26 protein-coding genes are annotated in these 22,904 nt (G+C 68.1%); 20 read left to right on the plus strand and 6 right to left on the minus strand.

All coding sequences use genetic code 11. The features are described from left to right. The first annotated feature begins 1 nt into the window (after position 1). The 3 genes from EO776_RS01490 to EO776_RS01500 all read left to right on the plus strand — a co-directional run bounded on the left by EO776_RS01490 (position 2) and on the right by EO776_RS01500 (position 2,398). A complete protein-coding gene (locus EO776_RS01490) occupies positions 2-1,042 on the plus strand; it encodes a zinc-dependent alcohol dehydrogenase family protein (protein WP_049931862.1) in 1,041 nt (346 codons plus the stop codon). 101 nt (positions 1,043-1,143) lie between these two features. Next, complete coding sequence (locus EO776_RS01495) at positions 1,144-2,055, plus strand: HpcH/HpaI aldolase/citrate lyase family protein (RefSeq protein ID WP_049931863.1); 912 nt, start codon at positions 1,144-1,146, stop codon at positions 2,053-2,055. A gap of 67 nt (positions 2,056-2,122) precedes the next feature. Further along, complete coding sequence (locus tag EO776_RS01500; RefSeq protein ID WP_129452292.1) at positions 2,123-2,398, plus strand: hypothetical protein; 276 nt, start codon at positions 2,123-2,125, stop codon at positions 2,396-2,398. A 156-nt stretch (positions 2,399-2,554) separates the two neighbouring features. Here the strand turns inward: EO776_RS01500 and EO776_RS01505 are convergent, their stop codons facing one another. Continuing rightward, a complete protein-coding gene (locus EO776_RS01505) occupies positions 2,555-2,923 on the minus strand; it encodes a VOC family protein (RefSeq protein ID WP_049931864.1) in 369 nt (122 codons plus the stop codon). A gap of 232 nt (positions 2,924-3,155) precedes the next feature. Here EO776_RS01505 and EO776_RS01510 point away from each other — a divergent pair, with 232 nt between their 5' ends. From EO776_RS01510 to EO776_RS01555, 10 genes are all read left to right on the plus strand, one after another. After that, positions 3,156-6,242, plus strand: coding sequence for an FAD-binding and (Fe-S)-binding domain-containing protein (locus EO776_RS01510; protein WP_099289188.1), 3,087 nt, complete (start codon positions 3,156-3,158; stop codon positions 6,240-6,242). Between the two features lie 164 nt (positions 6,243-6,406). Continuing rightward, positions 6,407-6,583, plus strand: a complete 177-nt coding sequence (locus tag EO776_RS18770; RefSeq protein WP_167373103.1) for a hypothetical protein — start codon at positions 6,407-6,409, stop codon at positions 6,581-6,583. Between the two features lie 193 nt (positions 6,584-6,776). Next, entirely contained in the window at positions 6,777-7,421 is a 645-nt protein-coding gene (locus EO776_RS01515; RefSeq protein WP_094494342.1) for a class I SAM-dependent methyltransferase, read from the plus strand. Next, complete coding sequence (locus EO776_RS01520; protein ID WP_089308860.1) at positions 7,418-7,684, plus strand: hypothetical protein; 267 nt, start codon at positions 7,418-7,420, stop codon at positions 7,682-7,684. Before EO776_RS01515 ends, EO776_RS01520 begins: the two co-directional genes overlap by 4 nt. A 292-nt stretch (positions 7,685-7,976) precedes the next feature. Next, positions 7,977-8,921, plus strand: a complete 945-nt coding sequence (locus EO776_RS01530; protein WP_094520915.1) for an ABC transporter substrate-binding protein — start codon at positions 7,977-7,979, stop codon at positions 8,919-8,921. A gap of 281 nt (positions 8,922-9,202) precedes the next feature. After that, complete coding sequence (locus EO776_RS01535; RefSeq protein WP_129452293.1) at positions 9,203-10,180, plus strand: IS1595 family transposase; 978 nt, start codon at positions 9,203-9,205, stop codon at positions 10,178-10,180. A gap of 113 nt (positions 10,181-10,293) precedes the next feature. Then, entirely contained in the window at positions 10,294-10,593 is a 300-nt protein-coding gene (locus EO776_RS01540; protein WP_094521482.1) for a hypothetical protein, read from the plus strand. Next, positions 10,587-10,868: a hypothetical protein gene (locus tag EO776_RS01545; RefSeq protein WP_094521481.1), complete on the plus strand. Its 282-nt coding sequence runs from the start codon at positions 10,587-10,589 to the stop codon at positions 10,866-10,868. Before EO776_RS01540 ends, EO776_RS01545 begins: the two co-directional genes overlap by 7 nt. Then, the gene (locus EO776_RS01550) at positions 10,865-11,263 is read left to right on the plus strand and encodes a hypothetical protein (RefSeq protein WP_089308864.1); all 399 of its coding nucleotides are present in this window, start codon (positions 10,865-10,867) and stop codon (positions 11,261-11,263) included. Before EO776_RS01545 ends, EO776_RS01550 begins: the two co-directional genes overlap by 4 nt. After that, entirely contained in the window at positions 11,260-11,463 is a 204-nt protein-coding gene (locus tag EO776_RS01555) for a helix-turn-helix transcriptional regulator (protein WP_094521480.1), read from the plus strand. The genes EO776_RS01550 and EO776_RS01555 overlap by 4 nt, the downstream gene beginning before the upstream one ends. 55 nt (positions 11,464-11,518) lie before the next feature. On the opposite strand, the gene EO776_RS01560 is transcribed toward EO776_RS01555, so the two are convergent. After that, positions 11,519-12,787, minus strand: a complete 1,269-nt coding sequence (locus EO776_RS01560; RefSeq protein WP_094521479.1) for a hypothetical protein — start codon at positions 12,785-12,787, stop codon at positions 11,519-11,521. Positions 12,788-12,902: 115 nt separating this feature from the next. Beyond that, positions 12,903-13,361, minus strand: a complete 459-nt coding sequence (locus EO776_RS01565) for a hypothetical protein (RefSeq protein WP_049931879.1) — start codon at positions 13,359-13,361, stop codon at positions 12,903-12,905. Between the two features lie 56 nt (positions 13,362-13,417). On the opposite strand from EO776_RS01565, the gene EO776_RS01570 reads away from it, so the two are divergent. Then, positions 13,418-14,485: an ABC transporter ATP-binding protein gene (locus EO776_RS01570; protein WP_094521478.1), complete on the plus strand. Its 1,068-nt coding sequence runs from the start codon at positions 13,418-13,420 to the stop codon at positions 14,483-14,485. Further along, the gene (locus EO776_RS01575; RefSeq protein WP_176450727.1) at positions 14,482-15,345 is read left to right on the plus strand and encodes an ABC transporter permease; all 864 of its coding nucleotides are present in this window, start codon (positions 14,482-14,484) and stop codon (positions 15,343-15,345) included. Before EO776_RS01570 ends, EO776_RS01575 begins: the two co-directional genes overlap by 4 nt. Here the strand turns inward: EO776_RS01575 and EO776_RS18775 are convergent. The 3 genes from EO776_RS18775 to EO776_RS01585 all read right to left on the minus strand — a co-directional run bounded on the left by EO776_RS18775 (position 15,339) and on the right by EO776_RS01585 (position 17,036). Beyond that, positions 15,339-15,515, minus strand: coding sequence for a hypothetical protein (locus EO776_RS18775; RefSeq protein ID WP_155120039.1), 177 nt, complete (start codon positions 15,513-15,515; stop codon positions 15,339-15,341). The two genes, EO776_RS01575 and EO776_RS18775, sit on opposite strands and share 7 nt — an antisense overlap. Positions 15,516-15,590: 75 nt before the next feature. After that, a complete protein-coding gene (locus EO776_RS01580; RefSeq protein ID WP_094521477.1) occupies positions 15,591-16,229 on the minus strand; it encodes a bifunctional 4-hydroxy-2-oxoglutarate aldolase/2-dehydro-3-deoxy-phosphogluconate aldolase in 639 nt (212 codons plus the stop codon). Between the two features lie 60 nt (positions 16,230-16,289). Further along, entirely contained in the window at positions 16,290-17,036 is a 747-nt protein-coding gene (locus tag EO776_RS01585) for an IclR family transcriptional regulator (protein ID WP_049931886.1), read from the minus strand. A gap of 324 nt (positions 17,037-17,360) precedes the next feature. Between EO776_RS01585 and EO776_RS01590 the strand changes: the two genes are divergently transcribed. The 5 genes from EO776_RS01590 to dgoD are packed head-to-tail and all read left to right on the plus strand — an operon-like array spanning position 17,361 to position 22,900. Continuing rightward, entirely contained in the window at positions 17,361-18,695 is a 1,335-nt protein-coding gene (locus tag EO776_RS01590; protein ID WP_049931888.1) for a sugar ABC transporter substrate-binding protein, read from the plus strand. Positions 18,696-18,713: 18 nt separating this feature from the next. After that, positions 18,714-19,784, plus strand: a complete 1,071-nt coding sequence (locus tag EO776_RS01595) for a carbohydrate ABC transporter permease (protein ID WP_049931889.1) — start codon at positions 18,714-18,716, stop codon at positions 19,782-19,784. After that, positions 19,784-20,620 carry a carbohydrate ABC transporter permease gene (locus tag EO776_RS01600; protein WP_049931890.1) on the plus strand — a complete coding sequence of 279 codons (837 nt, stop codon included), beginning with the start codon at positions 19,784-19,786 and terminating at the stop codon, positions 20,618-20,620. The genes EO776_RS01595 and EO776_RS01600 overlap by 1 nt, the downstream gene beginning before the upstream one ends. Before the next feature lie 3 nt (positions 20,621-20,623). Beyond that, a complete protein-coding gene (locus EO776_RS01605) occupies positions 20,624-21,745 on the plus strand; it encodes an ABC transporter ATP-binding protein (protein ID WP_086215462.1) in 1,122 nt (373 codons plus the stop codon). A gap of 6 nt (positions 21,746-21,751) precedes the next feature. Then, positions 21,752-22,900 (plus strand): galactonate dehydratase, encoded by a 1,149-nt coding sequence (dgoD, locus tag EO776_RS01610; protein ID WP_049931892.1) that lies wholly within the window; start codon positions 21,752-21,754, stop codon positions 22,898-22,900. The last annotated feature ends 4 nt before the right edge of the window (positions 22,901-22,904 follow it).

Raw genomic sequence — 22,904 nt, forward strand, 5'->3', positions numbered from 1 at the left:
TATGCGAGCAGCCGTCTTCAACGGTCCCGGCGACATCGGCGTGGAAGAGCGACCCCGGCCCGAGATCGAGGCGCCGACGGACGCGATCGTCCGCGTGACCCACACCGCGGTCTGCGGCTCCGACCTCTGGTTCTACCGCGGCGACAGCGAGCGCGACCCCGGCTCCCCGGTCGGCCACGAGCCGATGGGGATCGTCGAGGCGGTCGGAGAGGCCGTCACCTCGGTCGAGCCCGGCGACCGGGTGCTCGCGCCGTTCGCGATCTCCTGCGGCGAGTGCGAGTTCTGCCGGAAGGGGCTCCACACCTCCTGCGAGAACGGCGACTCCTGGGGCGGCGACAACGGCGGCGGACAGGGCGAGTACGTCCGGTCGACCCACGCCGACGGGACGCTCGTGCGCGTGCCCGACCGCTACGCCGACGACGAGGACACGCTCCGCTCGCTGCTCCCGCTCACCGACGTGATGGGCACCGGCCACCACGCTGCGGTCAGCGCGGGCGTCGAGGCGGGGTCGACCGTGGCCGTCATCGGCGACGGCGCGGTCGGGCTCTGCGGCGTCCTCGCGGCGCGTCGGCTCGGCGCGGAGCGCATCGTCGCCGTCGGCCACCACGAGGACCGGCTCGAACTCGCCGAGGAGTTCGGCGCTACCGAGACCGTCTCCGAGCGCGGTGAGGCCGCGGTCGAGCGGATCCGAGAGCTCACCTACGGCGGGCCGAACCACGTGATGGAGTGCGTCGGCGCCGCGAGCGCGATGAACACCGCGATCGACGCCGTCCGTCCCGGCGGCACGATCGGGTACGTCGGCGTCCCCTACGGCGTCGAGGAGGAGGGGCTCGACGTGTTCGGGATGTTCGGACAGAACGTCACGCTCGCGGGCGGAGTCGCCCCGGTCCGCGCATACGCCGAGGAGCTGATGGCCGACGTGCTACAGGGAACGCTCGACCCCGCGCCGATCTTCACCGAGACGGTCGACCTCGACGGCGTCGCCGAGGGGTACCGGCTGATGGACGAGCGCGAGGCGATCAAGGTGCTGGTCAAGCCGTAGCGACCGCGGCTCGGTAGCCGTTAACTCGTTTTCGACCCGGCGAAAATACCCCGCGTAAGGTAGCTTTATTTTCATGGACGAGCGTGATAGATTCGACACAGATGACGGACGTTACCCTTCGCCGGACGCAGCTCGCGACCCCGGCGAGCGACGAGAAGATGATGCACTCAGCCGCCGACAGCGACGCCGACGAGGTGTTCCTCGACCTCGAGGACTCCGTGGCTCCCAACGCCAAGCCGGACGCCCGCGAGCCCCTCATCGAGGCGGCCCGCGAGGAGGACTGGAGCGACAAGGTCCTCAGCTTCCGGATGAACGGGATCGACACGGAGTGGTGGTACGACGACGTGATCACCGTCGTCGGCGCCGCGGGCGAGTCCATCGACGACATCATCATCCCCAAGGTGAAGTCCGCCAGCGACATTCACACCGTCGAGAACCTGCTCCGGCAGGTCGAGGTGAACAACGGGCTGGAGGTCGGCGCCATCGGCCTCGAGCCCCAGATCGAGGACGGCGAGGGGATCCACAACGTCCACGATATCGCGCACGCCTCCGACCGGCTCTCCTCGATCATCTTTGGGCCGGGAGACTACTCCGCGGCGATGGGCACGCCCGGGCTCGACATCGGCCAGTTCCCAGAGTACCCCGGCCACTACTGGCACCACGCGCTCTCCGAGTGTAACTCGGCGGCGAAGTCGGCCGGCCTGCCGTGTCTCGACGGCCCGTACGCCGACATCGAGGACGCCGACGGGTTCCGGCAGTCCGCCGAGCGCGCCAACATGATCGGCTGCGACGGCAAGTGGGCGATCCACCCATCGCAGATCGAGATCGGCAACGACGTGTTCGCGCCCGACCCGGAGACCGCAGAGCGCGCCAAGCGCATCGTCGACGCCTACGCCGAGGCGATGGAGGAGGGCAAAGGCGCCGTGAGCGTCGACGGCCAGATGGTCGACGAGGCGACCAACAAGATGGCCCAAGACATCGTCGAGACGGCCGAGGCCGCCGGGATCCTGTAAGGAGTCGCGCGCCGCACTCCCTGTTCTGGCGTCCGCTTTTTTTGCGATTCGGAGCCACGCTAATAGTATGGGTGACGGCAGGTGGGGAGCGCTCGTTCACCACGTCGTCGCGGTGTCGACGTTCGTCGCGGCGTTCTGGCTCTTTCGGCTCTCCTCGCTCCCGGGACTCCCCGTGACGGTCGCCGTCGCCGGGCTCGGGTACGTGGCGCTCCGCGCCACGGGACGGAGGCGAACAGGCGATGGGGCTGGCTGCTGGTGTGGGTGGGCTACGCGGTGCCGTTCGGCCACGCCCTCGGAACGGAGGACGCGGGGCGGTTCGGCCGCCTCTTCGTTCTCGCGCTGATCACGGTGCTGGTCTGGGCGGTCGTCGAGGACCGTCCGCGTTCTTCGACGACGTCGACGTGGACGTGTGGCCCGGCGATGACGACGACGGGTGGTGACCGCCGAAGTACGCGCGTCGTCCGGTCCGGACGCACCGCCGCCTTCGGTGCCCGACCGCTCACAGAGGCTCGATCAGCTCGACGACGTGGCCGTCCGGGTCCTTCACGAAGGCGGTCCGGGCCCCCGCTTCCGGCTGGTCGCCCGGCTCCTTCACGACGCCGTGGTGGTCGATCGTCTCGAACGCGGCGTCCACGTCGTCGACGCCGACGGCGACGTGGTCGTAGCGGTCGCCGTCCGCGCTCGGCGCCGCGCCGTCCGTGTCAGACAGCTGGAACTCGACGCCGCCGTCGCCGGCGACGTACACGTTGCGCGTGTCGCCGTCGGCGGTCGTGAACTCCCAAGCGCGTTCGAACCCGAGCTGCTCGACGTACCAGTCCGCGGCGCGGTCGGCGTCCGCCACGTTGAGACACGTGTGGAGAATCTCCATGCGTCGTGCTGTCGCGGCGACGGCATAAATCCCGACGGCAAGCCGGAGGACGCCTCGGACGGACGCAGCAGAAGGACGCCTCGGACGGACGCAGCAGAAGGACGCCTCGGACGGACGCAGCAGAAGGACGCCTCGGACGGACGCAGCGAGGCAACACGCGACGAGAGCGACCGCGCCCCGCCGAAACTATCATGAACAAAGGTTTATTCTCTGTTCTCCCCCGGTCGTTATCATGGCAAGCGAGCCCACGAGGGGCGGTGACACACCTGCCCCGGACACGTCGGCGGCCGCGCTCGGCCACGATCGGCCGGACGTGCCCGCGTATCGGGCGCTCGCGGCGGACCTCCGCGAGCGCGTGACGGGCGAGGTCCAGTTCGACGAGTACGCGCAGGTGCTGTACGCCACGGACGGGAGCGTCTATCAGGCCCGGCCCGCCGGCGTCGTCGTCCCCCGCTCGATCGACGACGTGCGGGCGGCGATGGCGGTCGCGGCCGACCACGGCGTCCCCGTCATCCCGCGGGGGGCCGGCTCCTCGCTGGCCGGGCAGAGCGTCGGTCCGGGCTGTGTCGTCCTCGACTTCTCGACGCACATGGACGGGATCGTCGAGGTGCGCCCGGACGACCGGAGGGCGGTGGTCCAGCCCGGGGTCGTTCAGGACCGACTCGACGACCGGCTGGCGGAGGACGGGCTGAAGTTCGCGCCGGATCCGGCCTCCTCGGCGCGGGCGACGGTCGTCGGCGGCATCGGCAACAACTCCACCGGCGCGCACTCGGTCCGGTACGGGATCACCGACGCGTACACGGAGGAGCTGACAGTCGTGCTCGCCGACGGGTCGCTGATCGAGACCCGTGAGGTCGTCCTCGACTCGCCGGAGTACGAGGCGATCGTCGAAGGGGACGACCGGGAGGCGGCGCTGTACGAGACGACCCGCGCGCTCGTCGAGGCGAACGAGGCCGCGATCGACGAGAAGTACCCGAACCTCAAGCGCTCCGTCTCCGGGTACAACCTCCACAAGGTGATCTACGAGAACGACGACGGCGAGCGGGTGATCAACCTCTCGAAGCTGTTCGTCGGCGCGGAGGGGACGCTCGGGACGATCGTCGAGGCGGAGGTGTCGCTCGTCACGCGACCCGAGGAGACGGCGCTCGCGCTGTACGCCTTCGACTCGCTGGTCGACGCGATGAAGGCGGTCCCGGAGGCGCTGGAGTTCCCCGTGAGCGCGGTCGAGCTGATGGACGACGAGGTGTTCTCGCTGGCGGCCGGGTCACAGGAGTTCGCGCAGTACGCGGAGCCGATCCCGGAGCGCGCGGCCGCGGCGCTCATGCTGGAGTGGGACTCGGAGCTGGTCGACGACTTCGCGGACGCGATCGCCGACACGACGGCGCACTTCGTCGCCGAGGGCGACGCGTTCGACGTACTGGAGGCGTACGCCCCCGAGGCCCAAGAAGACCTCTGGAAGCTCCGGAAGGCCGCCATCCCGCTCCTGATGAGAATGCGGGGCGACCCGAAGCCGTACCCGTTCATCGAGGACGCCACGGTCCCGCCCGAAGAGCTCGCGGAGTACGTCGGGCAGTTCGAGTCGGTCCTCGCGGATCATGACACCTCGGCGGCGTACTTCGCCCACGCCGGGAGCGGGACGCTCCACATCCGGCCCATCCTCTCGCTGAAAGAGGAGGAAGGCGTCGAGAAGATGCACTCCATCTCCGAGGACGTCACCGACCTCGTCTTGGAACACCACGGCGCCTTCTCGGGCGAACACGGCGACGGGCTCGCGCGCACCGAGTTCAACCCGAAGATGTACGGCGAAGCGCTGTGGGCGGCGTTCCAGGAACTCAAGTCGACGTTCGACCCCGAGTGGCGGATGAATCCCGGGAAGGTCGTCTACGTCGACGGTGACACCGCGGCCGAGCGGGGCTATCCCGACACCGCAGCCGAGACGGACATGCGCGAGAACCTCCGGTACGGCCCCGCCTACGAGTCGATCGAGCCGCAGACCGAGCTGGACTTCTCCGACGAGGGCGGGCTCTCGCACCTCGTCGAGCTGTGTAACGGCTGCGGCACCTGCCGAGAGACCGACTCCGGCGTGATGTGTCCGACCTACCGCGCCTCCGAGGAGGAGGTCCAGTCGACCCGCGGCCGGGCGAACATGCTGCGGGCCGCGATCAGCGGGGAGCTCGACGACGACGAGATCCACTCCGACCGGTTCCAAGAGGAGGTGCTCGGGCTCTGCGTCGGCTGTAAGGGGTGTAAGAGCGACTGCCCCACGGGGGTCGACCTCGCGAAGCTCAAGGCCGAGGTGAAACACGACCACCACGAGCGGGAGGAGGCGGGCCTCCGCGAGCGCATCTTCCGCGACATCGACCGCCTCTCCGCGCTCGGCAGCGCGCTCGCCCCGCTCTCAAACGCGGCCACGAAGCTCCCGGGCGCCCGCAAGGTGATGGACGCGGTCGCGGGGATCGCCCCGGACCGCGAGCTCCCGACGTTCCGCGCCGAGAGCTTCGAGGAGTGGTTCGACGCGCGCGGGGGCTCGACGGTCGACCCCGCCGACGCGACCGACACGGTCGCGCTGTTCCCCGACACCTACACCAACTACAGCTACCCGGCCGCCGGCAAGGCCGCCGTTTCGGTGCTGGAGGCGGCCGGCGTCCGCGTCGAGGTGCCGGACGACCTCGCGCCCTCGGGCCGCGCGGCGTTCTCGACGGGATTCCTCGACGCGGCCTGCGAGCGCGCCGAGGCCAACGTCGCGGCGCTCGCGCCCCGCGTCCGCGACGGGCAGTCGGTCGTCTTCGTCGAGCCCTCGGACGCGGTGATGTTCCAGGACGAGTACCTCGACCTGCTCGACGGCGACGAGGTCAGAGCGGTGTCGGCCGCCGCGTGCGGCGTCTTGGAGTACCTCGACGCCGGCCGCGTGGACGAGCGGCTGGCGTTCGACGCGCCCGCGGAGTCGCTCACCTACCACGGCCACTGTAACCAGAAGGCGACGAACAAGGACCACCACGCGGTCGGCGTGCTGCGGCGCGCCGGCTACGACGTGTACCCGCTCGACTCCTCCTGTTGCGGGATGGCGGGGTCGTTCGGTTACGAGTCCGAACACTACGACCTCTCGGCGGCGATCGGTCGGATCCTCTTCGATCAGGTCGACGAGAGCGACGGCGAGACGGTGACCGCCCCCGGGGCCTCCTGCCGGTCACAGCTCGGCGACCGCGACGCCGCGGCCGCGGCCCCGCCGCACCCCATCGAGAAGGTCGCCGAGGCGGTCGCCGGGCCCGCGCCCGACGCGGGCGCCGACGCGACGACTCCGTCCCCGGCCGACGACTGAGCCGGCGTTACGGTCGACGCCCCCGCCGATCGGCCCGGCGTCCGCGACCGTCAGTTCGGCGCCCGGGCCGATCTGTCCGTCCCGTCGACACCGCGCTTTGCGGGCTCTCACCCCGCTTAACCGACGTAACGCTTATGAGCGAACAGACCTTGTCAATAGTTGCCATGTGCCACCATTACGATGAGGCGATGACCTGGGAGGAGGTCCGGGCACGCCACAGATCCGAGGAGGCGGACGAGGAACCCGACGCGATCCCCGACGCCGACGCGGTCGACGAGCCGGCGGGTGAGACGGAGGAGCCCGAGCCCCCGGCGGAGCCGCGCGCCCCGGCCGACGACTGACGCGGTCGGGCACGACCCCGCCTCGAACCCCGACAATCTTTTCGCGCGCCCGGAACGCCGAGCGGCGGCGCCGGCGTGCCTCGACCGCCGGCGCCAGCGTGCCCCGACCGCCGGCGCCAGCGTGCCCCGACCGCCGGCGCCAGCGTGCCCCGACCGCCGACGAAATCAAGCCGCTCGCGCCCGTCACGTCGGTATGGACCGCAACGCGGTGCGCCGCGCGTGGGACGAGGTCGCCGAGACGTACGCCGCCCGCCGCGACCCCGACGGCTCGGACGCGGCGCTGATCGACGACCTGCTCGACGCGCTGGCAAGTGACCCCGCGGTCGGCGACGGCGACCCGCTCGTCCTCGACGTCGGCTGCGGCGACGGCGCGCGCACGCTCGCGAACCTCCCGCCGGGCAGCGTTGGGATCGACATCTCTCGCCGGGGGCTCGACCTCGCCCGAGAGACCGTCCCCGAGGCCCGGCTCGTCCACGGCGAGATGTCGGCGCTCCCGTTCGCGGCCGACCGCTTCGACGCGGTCACGGCGTACCACGCGGTGTTTCACGTCGAGCGGGAGCGCCACCCCGAGGTGTACGCGGAGTTCGCCCGCGTCCTCCGTCCCGGCGGGCGACTCCTCACGACGCTGCCGGGCGGCCGCTTCGAGACGGTCCGGCGCGGCTGGATGGGCGGCGAGATGTTCTTCTCCGCACCTGGCCGCGAGCGCACGCTCGACCAGCTCCGCGCCGCGGGGTTCACCGAGGTCGAGACGCCGACCGCGACCGACCCGCTCGGCAGCAGCACCGAGTTCGCGCTCGCGACGCTCGGCGAGACACCCGACAGGGAAGCAAACTCGTGACCGACGCCGACGAGGTCCCTCACGACGTGCGAGCGAGCCTCGAACAGCTGCTCGTCGCGGCGTCGACCGCGGCGGCCGAGGGCGACGAGCCGACTGCGCGGGCCGCCCTCGACACGGCCGAGACGGTAGCGACGAACAAGCTCCCGGCCGGCGAGCGCCGCGACCGCGTCCGGTGGGGCTGCGGGGCCGCGCTCGACGCCCTGCCGAACGGCGACCTCGCGGCCGCGTACGCGACGGCGACCGCTGAGGCCGTCACGGAGTAGGCGTCGCGTCGACCGCGAAACCACCGACCATTTTCACCAGCTCCGTTCCACGGCCGGGCACGGATCGGCGCGACGCGCGGTTCGTCCTCCTGAGTACCCTGCTCGCCGTCACGCTGCTAAACACGCTCGATGCCCCGACGGCGCGGTGGTTCCAACGGCGTCAGCCGCCTTGGCGGTCGCGTCGCTGCTGTACGCCGGCTACGTCGTCTCGCGGCCCCTCCTCGCGTGGCTCCCCGCCCGGTAGCGCGGGCCGGCCCCCTCGCTTTTGCCCGTCGAGCGCGTTCTTTCGGGCATGCGCGTCGCCTCACTGCTGCCTTCCGCTACGGAGACGCTGTTCGCGCTCGGCGTCGAGCCGGTCGGCGTCTCTCACAGCTGTGACCACCCGCCCGCCGCCCGCGAGTTACCGACGCTGACGAGCACGGTCGTCGACCACGCGGACCGCTCGGCCGCCGACATCGACGAACAGATGCGCGCGGTCGACGGCGCGGTCTACGACCTCGACGAGGAGCGGCTCGCGGCCCTCGACCCCGACCTGCTGGTCACGCAGGCGACCTGCGACGTCTGCGCGGTCGACGCGAGCGAGGTCCGCGCGGCCGCCGAGCGGCTCGACCCCGCGCCCGACGTGCTCGCGTGCGACCCGCACTCCTTCGCCGACGCGCTCGACGACGTGGTGCGGATCGGCGAGGCGGTCGACGCGACCGACGCCGCGAGCGCGCTCCGGGGCGACCTCCGCGATCGCGTCGACGCGGTCCGCGAGCGCGCCGAGCGCGCGGTCGCCGACGAGGGCCGCCCCCGAGTCGCCGTCCTCGACTGGACCGACCCGCCGATCCGCGCGGGCCACTGGGTTCGCGACATGGTCGAACTCGCGGGCGGCGACCCGTCGTTCCAGCCGGACGGCCCCTCGGAGCCGGTGGCGTGGGACGACGTGCGCGAGGTCGACCCCGAGGCCCTCGTCGTCGCGCCCTGCGGCTTCGACCGCGACCGGGCCGTCGACGCGGTCGGCGACCTCGCGGCGCGGCCCGGCTTCGACGACCTCGCAGCGGTCCGCCGCGACCGCGCTTACGCTGTCGACGGCAACGGGCTGTTCAACCGCCCGAGCCACCGGCTCGTCGACTCGCTGGAGGCGCTGTTCGCGTGTCTCCACCCCGAGCACGCCACGACGCCGCCCGCTGCGCACGACCGGATCGCGCGCGTCGACGCGGCCGCGACGCCTTCGGTGCGCGCCGACGGCGGATAACGGCGACTGCGGTCCGGCGTTCTCGCCCCGCCACCGTTCTCAGAGACAGACGGGGACCGCTCGCTGAGAACGGAGCGGTGTCGTCAGCGGAGCGGAACGGCGAGCGCGTGCCGCCCCTCCGAACGGCGGTTTCGTCGAGACCATCGACTGCTTAGGACCTCTTTCTCCGGCTCGTTCCGACTGACCAACACATTTAATACTAAGGTGTAAAGTACGCTCGCTCTTATGTAGAAACACGGAAAGCCCGTATGATTACACTAAGTCGCCAGTAATCGGGAGATATGTCTTCCACTGAGTCAGCGTTTGGCGGGATGTTTCGGCAGTTGATCGAGCTCGGAGTCATCGAGATCAACACCGAGCCGCTCGATGCCCGCATCGAGCGGCGGCTCAAGCAGTTCTGGGAGAATACATCCTGTCCTCGCTGTGGTCACCAGAGCATTATGACGTGGGAGAAACACGACAGAGTTCGGTGTCGTAATTGCGAATTTAAGCCAGTGTACACCCATGGAACGCCATTTCACGAGAAGCACCTCTCCTGCGGTGAGGTGCTTCTCGCTTTCACTCTCTACGCAGATACGCTGCTGAGTATCAACCAAATTGCGCCGCTGCTCGGTCGCGCTTACAAAACCGTTCACACGGCGATTCGGGAGGTGGAAGCCGCGGTTCAGCGCGGCTTCCCCGTTACGTGGGAGCTGCTTGCTCAGACCTCTGATGGGCCGACACAGGTCGACGAATCTGGCAAAGTCTGTTCGGGGTACAAAGGTCAAGAGCCGCCGCGAAACAGCCGTTCTCGCGGCGGCTCGTCGCGCACTGGCCGATCACGCTGGCGAGGGCGTCACGGTGACCAATTGACGCTCGTCGCGGCGTGCCGCGACTCGCTTCGTGTGATTCGCGGACAGCGTGGGATCGACTACGAAGGCGATCTTGAGCCAGTGATTCAGGAAGCTGAAGACCTCTCCCAGCGGCTGGGAGAGGTCTGGACAGATGGACTCCAAGCGTACCGCGAGATGGATCGGGATCACCGAACGGTCGTCCACAAAGAGAGGTACGTATCGCCTGACGGAGTCCACATTAATCAGGCAGAATGTCTGTTTTCGCTTGTTCAACCGTGGCTGCGGAAGTTCCGCGGCCTGTCCAAGCAAGGCTTGGAGCAGGCCGCTCATACATTCGGGATCATTAGATCGCTGAATCTCACAGGCGCATCCGTCGATATCACCATTGACTGCCTTGTTATGGGGGCTTTCCGTAGTTCTACATAAGAGCGAGAGCGCTTTACGACGCCGCCGATTTACCGGAAACCACCAATGAACGACGATCTCCGCTCTCGAACGCATCGACAGGGAACCACCGCCGTTGACGGGAGTGAGCGCTGATGGCCACCGCACTCCTCGCGAATATCGCCGTGTTCGTGGCTGTACTCGCGGCCGGATTCGCCATCGAACGGCGGCTCGGCGACCACGCGACGCTGGAGGCGCTGCCCTGGTACCTCCAGCTGCTCGTGGGCGGCGTCGCCATCACCCCTCTCGTCCACTTCGAAGACCGGCTCGCCGTCGGGCCGATCGACGGCCTCGTGGTCGCGTTCGCCGTCTCGGCCGCGTGCTGGATCGCGCTGCCGGCCCTCCTCTCACAGCTGGTCGATCACGACGGGACCGTGGCGTCACAGGGGTGCTGACCGTGGACGTCGGCGCACACTACCGCCCCACTGACGGCGATCACGACCCCGGCGTCTATCGCGTCGTCGGGGCCACCGACGGCGCGACGCTCCTCCGGGTCGGCGACGCCGACGGTCGTCGGGTCCACACGGGAGCGGTGTGCCGCGTCACGGCGTCCGCTCTCTGGACCGAGTTTGAGCCCGCCGCGGACCCCGACGCGGGGCTGTCGCTGACCGGGGCCCTCCGAGACGCCGCACAGGGCCTGTACTGGAGCGTCCGGAGGTTGCTGCCGTGAGCGGCTCGTCCAGACAGGCCCGGATCCGCCGGTACCGCCGGCTGATGGCCGGTAGCGTCCTCGCCGGGACCCTCGGGTTTATTTCCGCTGAGTCTGTCGGGTACCCCGTCGTGGGAGTCGCGCTGTACTGGGCGGGGTTCGCCGGCTTTCTGGCGGTCTGGCAGGGGACCTCAGTCCCCCTGTTCGACGAGCGCGACCGCGCGCTCGAACGCCGGGCGATAGCCCTCGCTGCGACCGTCTTCACCTTGGGGATGATCCTGCTCTGGCCGACGATGGTGGTCCTCTCGGAGATCGACGTGTACACGCCGCCGCCGGCGTTCGACGGGGCGCTACTGGCGATCGCGGTCCAGTCGGGACTGTTCGCGCTCACCTACGGCTGGTTACGATACAGATGAAAAACAGCGTCAGGGAGCGCCGAGAGGAACGCGGTCTCAGCCAGGCCGACCTCGCGGACGCCGTCGACGTGTCCCGCCAGACGATCAACGCGATCGAGCGCGAGCGGTACGACCCCTCGCTCGAACTGGCGTTCAAACTCGCCGCACACTTCGACTGCCGGGTCGAGACGCTCTTCGACCCGACCCTCAATACGAACTGAGGCGACGCACGGTCGAGGGGCGCGCTCGAAACCGAACCGCCGCCGAGGCCGGCGGCTACGCGGCCTCGGTGGAGACGTTTACCGCCTCGCCCTCAGCCGAAATACGGAGGCTCTCGACGGTCGTTGACTCACCGACGACGAGCCCCAGCGTCTCCTCGTCCACCCGCACGACCCGGTATGCGATGTCCGACGGTCGGCCGATCGGATCGGTGGCGGCCGCGAGCCCGTCGACGTGGGACTCCAGCGCCGTTTCGAGATCGGAGGCGTTCGCGGCGTCGTCCATCCGCACGATCCAGACGTAGTCGTCACCGCGCCGCAGGAGCGTGTCGTTGCCCCACCCCGCCGCGGCCTCGGCAGCGCTCGATTCTGCCACCCCCTCCGTCAGCGCGACCTGGAGGCGGAGCTCACCGACGGTCCCGCGGGATTGCCACTTCTCTCCGGCTCGGACTGACAGGGGAACCGGCGGCGCTTCGTCGGGTCGCAGCCCGTGAACGAGCTGCTCCGTCGTCTCCGGGGGCGTCTCGTACACGGCCGGCAGCTGTCGCGGCGACTCGGCGCGGGCCGCGACGTGGCGATAGCCGTAATAGTAGCCGGCCCTGGACAGCTTCCAGGCGTTCGGTCTGGCCCGCTCGTAGGCCGCCCGGCGCTCGGCCCTGAGATCGATCCCCTCCAGGTAGCGCTCGGCGTAGACATCGGCGACGTACTCTGCGGCCCCCTCGCGGACGGCGGCGAACATCCCCGGTGAGACGTTCGCCTGAACCTGTGTCAGTTCCTCGTCGGTCAAACAGAAATCGGTCTCGATCTGGACGACGTGTACGTACTCGTGGGCGAGCGTGGCCTCGACGTCAGCGACGGGGTCGTCCCCGCCGATCCCCACGTTCACTCTCGAGTAATTACCGTCGGTGAAATCCGGGGGAGCGACGTAGCCGTCGGGGCTGGTCAGCGTCACGTCTCGACTCTGGTTCTCGTTTAACCCGATTAGGTTGCCGAAGCGGTCCATGTTCCCGTCCAGATCGGTCTGCGAGAAGGTCTGCTCGCTGGCCGGAGCGACCCTGACAACAGGGGCGGGAACCTCCGCGGGCGACAGTCCGTGGAGGTCGAGCACGCGCAGCCAGACCACGGTGGCGTTCACCGGGAGCCTGTCTCCGTCACCTCGGACCTCGACCCGGGAGGCGTCGGGAGGCGCAGTGTTGGCTACCGACTCGGGAGTCTCGGCCCCCGTGGCCCCGCGGCAGACGTCGTCTGCCGGCGCCGACCCGAGTCCGAGCGACCCGCCGCATCCCGCGAGTACCACGCAGAGGGCGAGGAGGGCACCGTACCGCATCGTGAACGCCCTGAGTCTCGTCGATAATAAAATTCGGTCTGCTCAGGTGCCGTCTCGCGGGTCCGCCCGGCCGTCGCGGCGTATCTCAGTAGAGCCGGTGATCACGACCGGCCGGTCAGGTCTCCGCCCGCTCGCGCAGCGCCGACAGCGTCCCGGCCTCGCGGAGGTCGTCGACCGCGCAGTACCACGCGCCGCGCACGCCGTTCAGGTCGTTCTCGACCGGGCGCTCCAGCGGCACGAGGTCGTCGAACTCGAAGACGACGACCACGCGCTCCTCCGAAAACGGGTCGATGAGCGCCTTCCAGTCGGCCTCGTCCATCGGGCCGGGCTCACCGCGGGTCTGCTCGGTGCGGGCCGTGACGCGGGCGTAGTGCGTGACCGCCGACACCGGTTCGGTCCGGTAGAAGGCCATGTACGCGAAGTCGGCGCGGGTGCGGTCGTACGAGCGCGGCGCGGGGTAGAAGCCGGCGCGACAGCGCTCGAAGGTGTCCGGCTGGGTCGCGACGACGCAGACGCGGGCGTCGCCGGGCGCGTCGTCGTCGGGGGCGTCCGCCGCGAACTGGTCGAGGTCCATGTCCGCGTTGGGGCGCGAGCGCGGATATATCCCCGCTCGGCTCGTACCCCGGATCAATGGCACGGAGCGCGGCGAGCGCGAGCGATGGTCCCCGCAAGCGCGACGAGACCCGGAGCGCGGACGACGACGCGTCGACGGACGGGCTGACCGGCCCGCCCGCCCTCGCGGTCGAGGGGCTCACCAAGCGGTTCGGCGACGGCGACGACGCGGTGACGGCGGTCGACGACGTGAGTCTCGCGGTCGAGCGCGGCTCCGTCGTCGGGCTGCTCGGACCGAACGGCGCGGGTAAGACGACGCTGATCAAGTGCGCGCTGGGCATCGTCGTCCCCGACGCGGGGTCGGTCCGGGTGTTCGGTAACGACGTGGGCGACGGCCGCCGCGCAGCTTACGCCGACGTGGACGCGATGTTGGAGGGCGCGCGCAACGACTACTGGCGGCTCACGGTCCGGGAGAACCTCCGGTACTTCGCGACGATCAGCGGAGTCGACCCCGACTCCGTGGCGGCGCGTCACGACCGCCTGCTCGACCGGCTCGACCTGGCCGACAAGGCGGACACGCCCGTTCGGGACCTCTCGCGCGGCATGAAACAGAAGGTGTCGCTGGCGAGCGTGCTGGCGGGCGGCGCGGAGCTGGTCTTCCTCGACGAGCCGACGCTCGGGCTCGACGTAGAGAGCGCGCGGACGCTCCGGGCCGAGTTACGCCGGCTGGCGGTCGAGGAGGGGCTCACCATCGTCGTCAGCAGCCACGACATGACGACGATCGAGGCGGTGTGCGACCGCGTCGTCATGCTGTCGAACGGGCGGATCGTGGCGGACGACAGCGTGGAGGCGCTGCTCGGCGCGGCCGCGAGCGACGCGGTGCGCGTGGCCAGCCCGGACCTCGACGCCGAGGCGGTCGCGGGCCTCCGCGAGGCGTTCGAGGTCCTCGACGTCGACCGCGAGGCGCGCCCGCCCGCGGTGACGGTCGCGGCCGGCGGCGACCGGCTGTACGACCTGACCGACGCGCTGCGGGCGGCCGGCGTCACCGTCTCGGACATCCGCACGGTCCAGCCCGACCTCGAAGAGGTGTTCCTCGAACGCACGGGGAGCGACCTCGGTGCCCCGTCCGGGGGTGACCGGCGATGAGCGCGGACACGAGCCCGCCGGAGGATCCGGGCGGCGCGGCCGCGGCCGAACCCGGCGACGGAGTGCGGCCGGACGACGAGCCCCGGCCGGCCACCTACTACCACTTGGCGCGGGCGGTCCTCTATCGGGAGTTCCTGATCTTCGTGCGGTACCCGGCCAACGCGATCGGCGGGATCGTGGTGTCGCTGTTCTTCTTCGCCGCGCTGTTCCTCGGCGGGCAGCTGCTCGCCGGACAGGCGCTGGCGGACTCGATCGAGGGGATCGTTGTCGGCTACTTCCTGTGGACGCTGTCGGTGGGCGCGTACTCCTCGGTGTCGAACGACATCGGCAGCGAAGTGCAGTGGGGGACCCTCGAACGCCACATCACCACGCCGTTCGGCTTCGCGCCCGTCGCCCTGCTGAAGGGGGTCGCGAAGGTGGTGCGCACCTTCCTCACGAGCGCGGTGATCCTCGCCGTGATGCTCCTCGCGACCGGGACGCGGCTCAGCCTCGCGCCGGTGACGGTGGTCGCCGTCGCCGGGCTGTCGATCGTCTCGGTCCTCGGGCTCGGCTTCGCCGCGGGCGGCGTGACGGTGCTGTACAAGCGGATCGGCAACTGGCTCAACCTCCTCCAGTTCGGGTTCGTCGGGCTGATCTCGGCGCCCGTCTTCGATCTCCCGTGGACGCGCGTCCTCCCCTTGGCGCACGGCAGCGCGATGCTCCAGCGCGCGATGGTCGACGGGACCCGACTGTGGGAGTTCCCGCCCGCCGACCTGGCGCTGCTCGTCGCGGTCGCCGGGGGCTACCTCGCCGGAGGATACCTCATCTTCCAGCTGGCGACACGCCGAGCGCGGCGGCTCGGCGTGCTCGGCGACTACTGAGCGTCGTCGTCGGCCGCTGTCATCACGGCGTACGTCAGCGCCACGGGGATCGCCGCGCCGAGCGCGCCGGTCGGGACCAGCGAGGTCGGCGCCCCGACCAACAGCAACAGTCCGACCGCGACGCCCGCCGCCGCGACGCCGGCGAGGAACACCCGTCCGGACTTACGCATACCCGAACGACGTTCGCGGCGGCATATGTGCGTGTCGGGTCGGGACCTCCCCTCGTCGAGTCGGAGCCACCCGGTTCACTCCCGCGCGGCCGACACGGCCTCGACCACCGCCCGCGCGTTCGCGGCGATCCGGTCGTACGCCCCCGCCTCGATCGCGTCGTGATCGACGATGGCGCCGCCGACCCCGACCGCCGCCGCGCCAGCCTCGACGTACGCGCCGGCGTCGTCCGCCGTCACGCCGCCGGTCGGGACGAGCGGGACCTGCGAGAGGGGCCCGCCGAGCGCTGCGACGTGGGCGGGACCGCCGGTCTTCGCCGGGAACACCTTCACGAAGTCCGCGCCGGCCTCGAACGCCTCGATCGCCTCTGTCGGCGTGTACGCGCCGGCCGCGATCGGCGTCCCGTACCGGTTCGCGGTCCGGATCACCTCTCGGTTCACCGTCGGCGTCACGACGAACTCGGCGCCGGCGAGCTGCGCCGCGCGGGCGGTCTCCGCGTCGAGGACGGTGCCGACCCCGACCGCGGCGTCGTCGACGCGCTCGGCGACCGCCTCGATCGCGGCCGTCACGTCCGGCGTGTCCGCCGTCACCTCCAGGGCCGTCACGCCGCCGTCGGTGACGGCGTCGGCGACCGCCGGGGCCTCTTCGACGCCGACGCCGCGGAGGATGGCGATCACGCCGCTGTCCGTGATCCGGTCGAGTCGGTCGGTTCGCATGGCGAGTATCTTTCGGGGAGGGGTATTAAATTAAACCGTGTTGAGCGCGGTCGCGCCGCGTCACAACAGTTCGAGTTCAATAGTCTTCGCGGCGCTGGAGACGAGTCCGGCTGTGTCTTCCTCCAACCGCTTCCCCTGCATCTCGTCTGACGGGCCGGAGACGCTGACCGCGCCCACAGGGTCGCCGTCGACGACGACGGGGGAGGCGGCGCACTGCCAGTCCGGGTCGAGTTCGCCGCGGTCGAACGCGATGTTCCGGTCCCTGATAGACCGAAGTTCGGAGCGGAGCGTCGCCCGGTCGGTCACTGTCCGGTCGGTTTTCGGGTCGAGGCCGTGACGGCCGACGTACTCGTCGACCGCGTCCGCCGACCGGAACGCGAGGATCGCCTTGCCGGCCGCGGCGGCATGGAGCTTGACGCTCCCACCGATCGAGATCGGGTGGTCTCGGGCGCCGATTCGATGTAGATAGACGGCGTCCGCGTTCTCCGGAACCACGAGGTTCGCGACCGCGTTTGTGTTCCGCGCCAGTTTTCGTATCTCGCTTTGCGCCGCCTGATAGACGGGATTGCGTTCTCTCGTCCCGAACCCGATCCGCAGGAATCGATGGGTGAGCTCGTAGGTCCCGTTGGTGTTCTTCACGTAACCGAGCGTACGGAGCGTCGAGAGGTGGTTGTGAACCGCGCTTTTCGAGACGTCCATCGCGTCGGCTAACTCGGTGACTCCGGCGCCGTCACGGTCGTATAGTTCCTCGACGATCTGCATGGACGTCTCCGTCGCCTGAACAGTGATGGTGTCCGTATCTCCCATCGTTTCTGAGAGTGGTATGAGAGACAGCGGTATAATACTTGTTTAGTATAGGAGAACACAGTCACCGATAAGAGTATTATATTATGATTGTAGTCTATAAATTAATTACATTATGCTCACACTATTGGGTTCGGACGGAACAAATTCGAAAAAACGCATATATATCGCCTCTGTTCACCTCGTGAAAACACAAATGAAGCGGTTCTGAGCCGTTTTTAGGACAAATGCCCAGTAATTTTATATAGCTGTAACGCAAGAGACTGATAGTCAGGTTCGATCATGACTAACAAACCAAACTACGCCCAATACGGGCGACGTAGACTCATGAAAGGCGCGGGACTCGCGGGGCTCGCGGGACTCGCAGGGTGTATCGGAACCGGCGACCCAGGAAGTGGGGGAGACGGCGGCGACGGGAGCGACGGCAGTGACGGGAGCGACGGCAGCGACGAGAGCGACGGCGGCAACGGCATGGCGTCGGAGATCAACGTGTGGGGGTGGGATGTTGCCGCGCGAGCGCTGATGATAACCTCCGAGGAGTACGAGTCCGAGAACGACGCGACGGTTGCCGTCGAGGAGTTCGGTCGGTCCGCGATGAAGGACCGACTCCAGACGAACCTGCTCTCGGGCTCCGGCGCGCCGGCGGTCTCCATGTTGGAGTCCGTCGACGGCCCGTCGTTCATCGACACGGGCTCCGTCGCGCCGCTCACCGACGAGATCGAGGAAGCGGGCGTTCAGGACGACTTCGTCTCCGGGAAGTGGGAGGCCCTCACCGTCGACGGCGACATCTACGCGCTCCCGTGGGACACCGGTCCCACGGCGGTGTATTACCGCCGGTCGGTGTACGACGAACACGATATCGACCCGGACAGCATCGAGACGTGGGAGGAGTTCATCGAGGAGGGCCAGAAGCTCCCGGATGACCAGTATATGCTCAACCTCCCTGAGGGGGACCTCTCCGGCGTCTGGCGGTATCAGTTCCGCCAGCTGTCCGGCGAGCCCTTCCTCGAGAGCGGCGAGGTGAACATCCACAACGAGAAGTCGCTCCGTGTGGCCCGCAATATAAAGGAGATCTATGACGCCGATATCGCGGCCAACATTGAAGGATGGACGTCCGCCTGGTTCAGCGCCTACGGCGACGCGACGATCGCCTCGCTCCCCTCGGCGGCGTGGATGGAAGGGACTCTGCGGGCCGAGCTTCCCGACACCGCGGGCGACTGGGGAGTGTTCAAGATCCCCGCGCTGGAGTCGGGCGGGCCGCGCGCGTCGAACTGGGGCGGCTCCAACCTTATGATCGCCGACCAGGTGTCCGACGAGGCCCATGCGCGTGGGTGGGACTACATGGAGTTCTCGCTGGCGACCAAGGAGATGCAGCTGGCGATGTATGACGAGTACGGTCTCTTCCCGGCGCTGGAGACCACCTACGACGACCCGGTTTTCGACAAGGAACTGGACTTCTACGACGGTCAGCCCGCACGAGCGCTCTTCGCTGAGGTCGCACAGGACGCGCCCGGATACCGGTTTACCGCGGACACGCCAGAGGTGTCACAGGCCATCGAGACCGAGTTGCAGCGGATGATCAACGGCGAGCAGTCGCCCGAAGAAGCCGTCCAGGCGGCCGCGGAGACTGTCGCCGAGAACACCGATCGGGACCTCGCGTAACTCGGAGGGACCGATCGAATGGCCACTTCTGACGAGACAAACGACCGCGTCGAGCAGACGTACCGCCGACGCGCCCGGGCGAGGATACAGAGCGTCGGGAGACGGCTCAGACGAGCGGCGCGACCGGGATGGGACAGAGTGCGGTTCGCCAGGCAGGATCTGACGGCGGCGATGCCGGCGCTGCCGCGCGTCGCGTACCTGTTCATCGCACCGTTCTTCGTACTGTTCGGGCTGTTTCTCGCCTTCCCGGTGTTTTACACGCTGTATCTGTCGTTCTTCGAGTATCAGGGCGTCGGCGAAGGATCGCTGTTCTGGATCGACCTCGGCCCGCTGTACGTCGAGATTCCACAGATCGCGCAGCTGAATTTCGTCGGGCTCGGGAACTACGCCCGCCTGCTCGGCAACGATCTGTTCTGGCAGTCGATGTTCAACACCTCGTACATCCTCGCGGTTCAGGTCCCGCTTATGATTGGGCTTGCACTTGCGCTCGCACTCGCGCTGAACGCCTCGTTCATGCGTCTCAAGGGAGTGTTCCGCACCGCGATCGCGCTGCCGGTCTCGGCGAACCTCGTCGCGTACTCGACGGTGTTCCTGCTGCTTTTCAACGAGCAGCTGGGATTCCTGAACTACGTCCTCTCCGGTGTCGGGCTCGGTCCGATACCGTGGTTGACCAGTGAGTTTTGGGCTCGGAACACGATCATCGCCGCGGTGACGTGGCGGTGGACGGGGTACAATATGATTATCCTCCTCGCTGGTCTCCAGACGATCCCACAGCAGCTGTACGAGGCGGCTGAGATCGACGGAGCGAACCGGTGGGAGAAGTTCCGCTACGTCACGCTCCCGCAGCTTAAACCGGTGCTGCTATTCGTCGTCGTGTTGTCGACGATTGGGACGTTCAAGCTGTTCGCCGAGCCGTACGTCATCACTGGCGGCGGCCCGACGAACGCGACAATCACGATCGTCCAGTACATCTACCGGCAGGCGTTCGTCAACTTCAACCTCGGCTATGCGAGTGCGCTTACGGTCGTGTTCGTGGTGGTCGTTAGCATCTTCTCAATCATCCAGATCAAGCTCGGGGGTGAGGACTGATGCGCGATCAACGCCGGAAGGACGCGGTCTGGCGGTTCCTCACCTACGCCTTCGTCATCACGATGGTTGTGGTGATGATGGTACCGCTGTACTGGATGCTGGTGGCGGCGACGCTCCCACAGGAGCAGTTCCTCCAGTTCCCGCCGCGGTTGATTCCCGGCACCGCATTCCTCGACAACTTCGCGGCACTACAGGAGCGGCTCGACTTCGTCCGTACGATCCGGAACAGCGTCTTCATCGCCGTCGTCTACACGCTGCTCTCGCTCGTGTTGTGTTCGATGGGTGGCTTCGCGTTCGCCAAGTACGAGTTCAAGTACAAGGAACCGATCTTCTATACGATCTTGGCGACGCTCGTGTTGCCGATCCAGCTGCTCGTCATCCCGCTGTTCCTGCTGATGGCACAGCTGGACTGGACAAACACCTTCCGGGCGATCATCCTCCCGTGGGCGGCCAACCCCATCGGAATCTTCCTCATGCGGCAGAACATGAAATCGATCCCGGACGCGCTGCTCGAATCCGCCCGGATGGACGGTGCGACGGAGTTCCAGATATTCTATCGGATCGCCTTACCGACAATGCGGTCGTCGCTGGCCGCGCTGGCGATCATCCTGTTCCTGTTCCAGTGGGACCTGTTCTTGTACCCGCTCGTGATCCTCGAGTCGGCAGACATGTACACCATCCCCATCGGACTGGCGCAGCTGACCGGGTTCCAGCGGATTTACTACGACCAGATCATGGTGGCGGCGACGCTTGCCATCGTTCCAATGGTCGTGTTGTTCTTAGTGCTACAGAAACAGTTCGTCAGTGGCATCCTCGCGGGGTCGCTCAAAGAGTAACCAATGTCAGGAATCAACATCACGGAATTAGACAAGGTGTACGACTCCGGAACCGAGAACGTGGTTGCCGTGGAGAGCCTCTCCGTCGATATCGACCACGGCGAGTTCCTCGTATTGGTCGGGCCGTCCGGCTGCGGGAAGTCGACGACGCTCCGCTGTCTCGCCGGTCTTGAGGACGCGACGGCGGGGACGATACGGTTCGACGGCGAGGATGTCACGGAGTACCGGGCCAGCGAACGGGACGTGGCCATGGTGTTCCAGAACTACGCGCTGTACCCGCACATGACCGTCCGGGGTAACATCGGCTTCGGGCTGAAGCTCTCGACGAAGCTGACCGGCGACGAGATCGAAGCGAAAGTTGAGGACGTCGCCGAAATGCTCGGGATACGCGAGTTGCTCGACGAGAAACCGAAGGCACTCTCCGGGGGGCAACAGCAGCGCGTGGCCCTTGGACGGGCGATCGTTCGAGAGCCGTCTGTGTTCCTGATGGACGAGCCGCTCAGCAACCTCGACGCCAAGCTCCGCTCAGAGATGCGGACCGAGCTACAGGAGCTACAGGCCGACCTTGACGTGACGACGGTGTACGTCACCCACGACCAGACGGAGGCGATGGCGATGGGCGATCGGATTGCCGTGATGGACGGCGGTGTACTCCAGCAGGTCGGGTCGCCGGAGGAGGTGTACCGCTCGCCTGTGAACCGGTTTGTCGCCGACTTCATCGGATCGCCGAGCATCAACCTCCTTACGGCCGACGTGGAAGACGGTACCCTTGCGGGTCCCGGGGGGTTCGCGTACGAGCTCGACGACTCGGAGCCGGTCGACGGACACGAACGGGTCAGTGTCGGTGTCAGGCCGGAGGACATCGAGGTCGTCGAATCGGGTCGGAACGCGGCCGACGTGACGGTCGTGGAGCCGATGGGGAACGAGAACTTCCTCTACATGGAGATTGGCGGCCACGAGCTCACCGCCCGCGTCAGCCCAACGGTCCGGCCGGCGGAGGGGTCACAGGTCGCGTTCGACTTCGACGAGGCGGCGCTGTACCTGTTCGACGTCGAGACCGGCGACGCGCTGAAAACCAAAACGGACTCCGTCGACAGCGCTGTCGTCGGAACGACACAGAACTAAGCGATCATGTACATCACCGACTACGAGCTGTTCGAAGTACCGCCTCGCTGGCTATTCTTGAAGCTCACAACGAGCGACGGTACCGTCGGCTGGGGAGAGCCGATCGTGGAAGGGCGCTCGCACACGGTCGTCGCGGCCGTTGAGGAGCTGCTCGACAACTACCTGCTCGGCGAGGACCCGACGCGGATCGAGGACCACTGGCAGGCGATGTATCGCGGGGGGTTCTACCGCGGGGGCCCCGTGCTGATGAGCGCCATCGCCGGCGTCGACCAGGCGCTGTGGGACCTCAAGGGGAAGCAGTTCGGCGCGCCAGTCCACGAGCTGCTCGGCGGCCGCGCGCGCAACCGTATCCGCGTCTACCAGTGGATCGGCGGGGACCGGCCGGCAGACGTCGGCGAGGCCGCCAGCGAGAAGGTCGACGCGGGGTTCTCGGCGCTGAAGATGAACGCGACCGCGGAGCTGCGGCCGATCGACACCCCGGCCACCGTGAACGACGCGGTCGACCGGATCGCGGCCGTCCGGGAGTCCGTCGGCGACGATGTCGACATTGGGGTCGACTTCCACGGACGCGTGTCGAAGCCGATGGTTCGGCGGCTCGCGGCCGCGTTGGAGCCCTACGACCCGATGTTCATCGAGGAGCCGGTGTTGCCCGAGCACAACGACTCGCTCTCGGGGATCCGGCAGTCGACGACGATCCCAATCGCGACCGGCGAGCGGATGTACTCGCGGTGGGACTTCAAGGAGGTGCTCGAGGCGGACGCCGTGGACCTGATCCAACCCGACGTCTCGCACGCGGGGGGGATCACCGAGATGAAGAAGATCGCGTCCATGGCCGAGGCGTACGACGTGTCGATTGCGCCGCACTGCCCCCTCGGGCCCATCGCGCTCGCGTCCTGCATTCAGGTCGACGCCTGCACGCCGAATGCGCTGATCCAGGAGCAGTCGCTCGACATCCACTACAACGAGACGAGCGACGTGCTGGACTACCTCGCCGACCCGGCGGTGTTCGAGTACCGCGACGGCTTCGTCGACATCCCCGGCGGCGACGGGCTCGGGATCGAGATCGACGAGGAGCACGTCCGGGAACAGCACGGCAACGTTGACTGGCACAACCCCGTCTGGCGGCACGACGACGGCTCCGTGGCGGAGTGGTGATCCG

This window comes from Halorubrum ezzemoulense (genome assembly GCF_004126515.1).
Classification (GTDB): domain Archaea; phylum Halobacteriota; class Halobacteria; order Halobacteriales; family Haloferacaceae; genus Halorubrum; species Halorubrum ezzemoulense.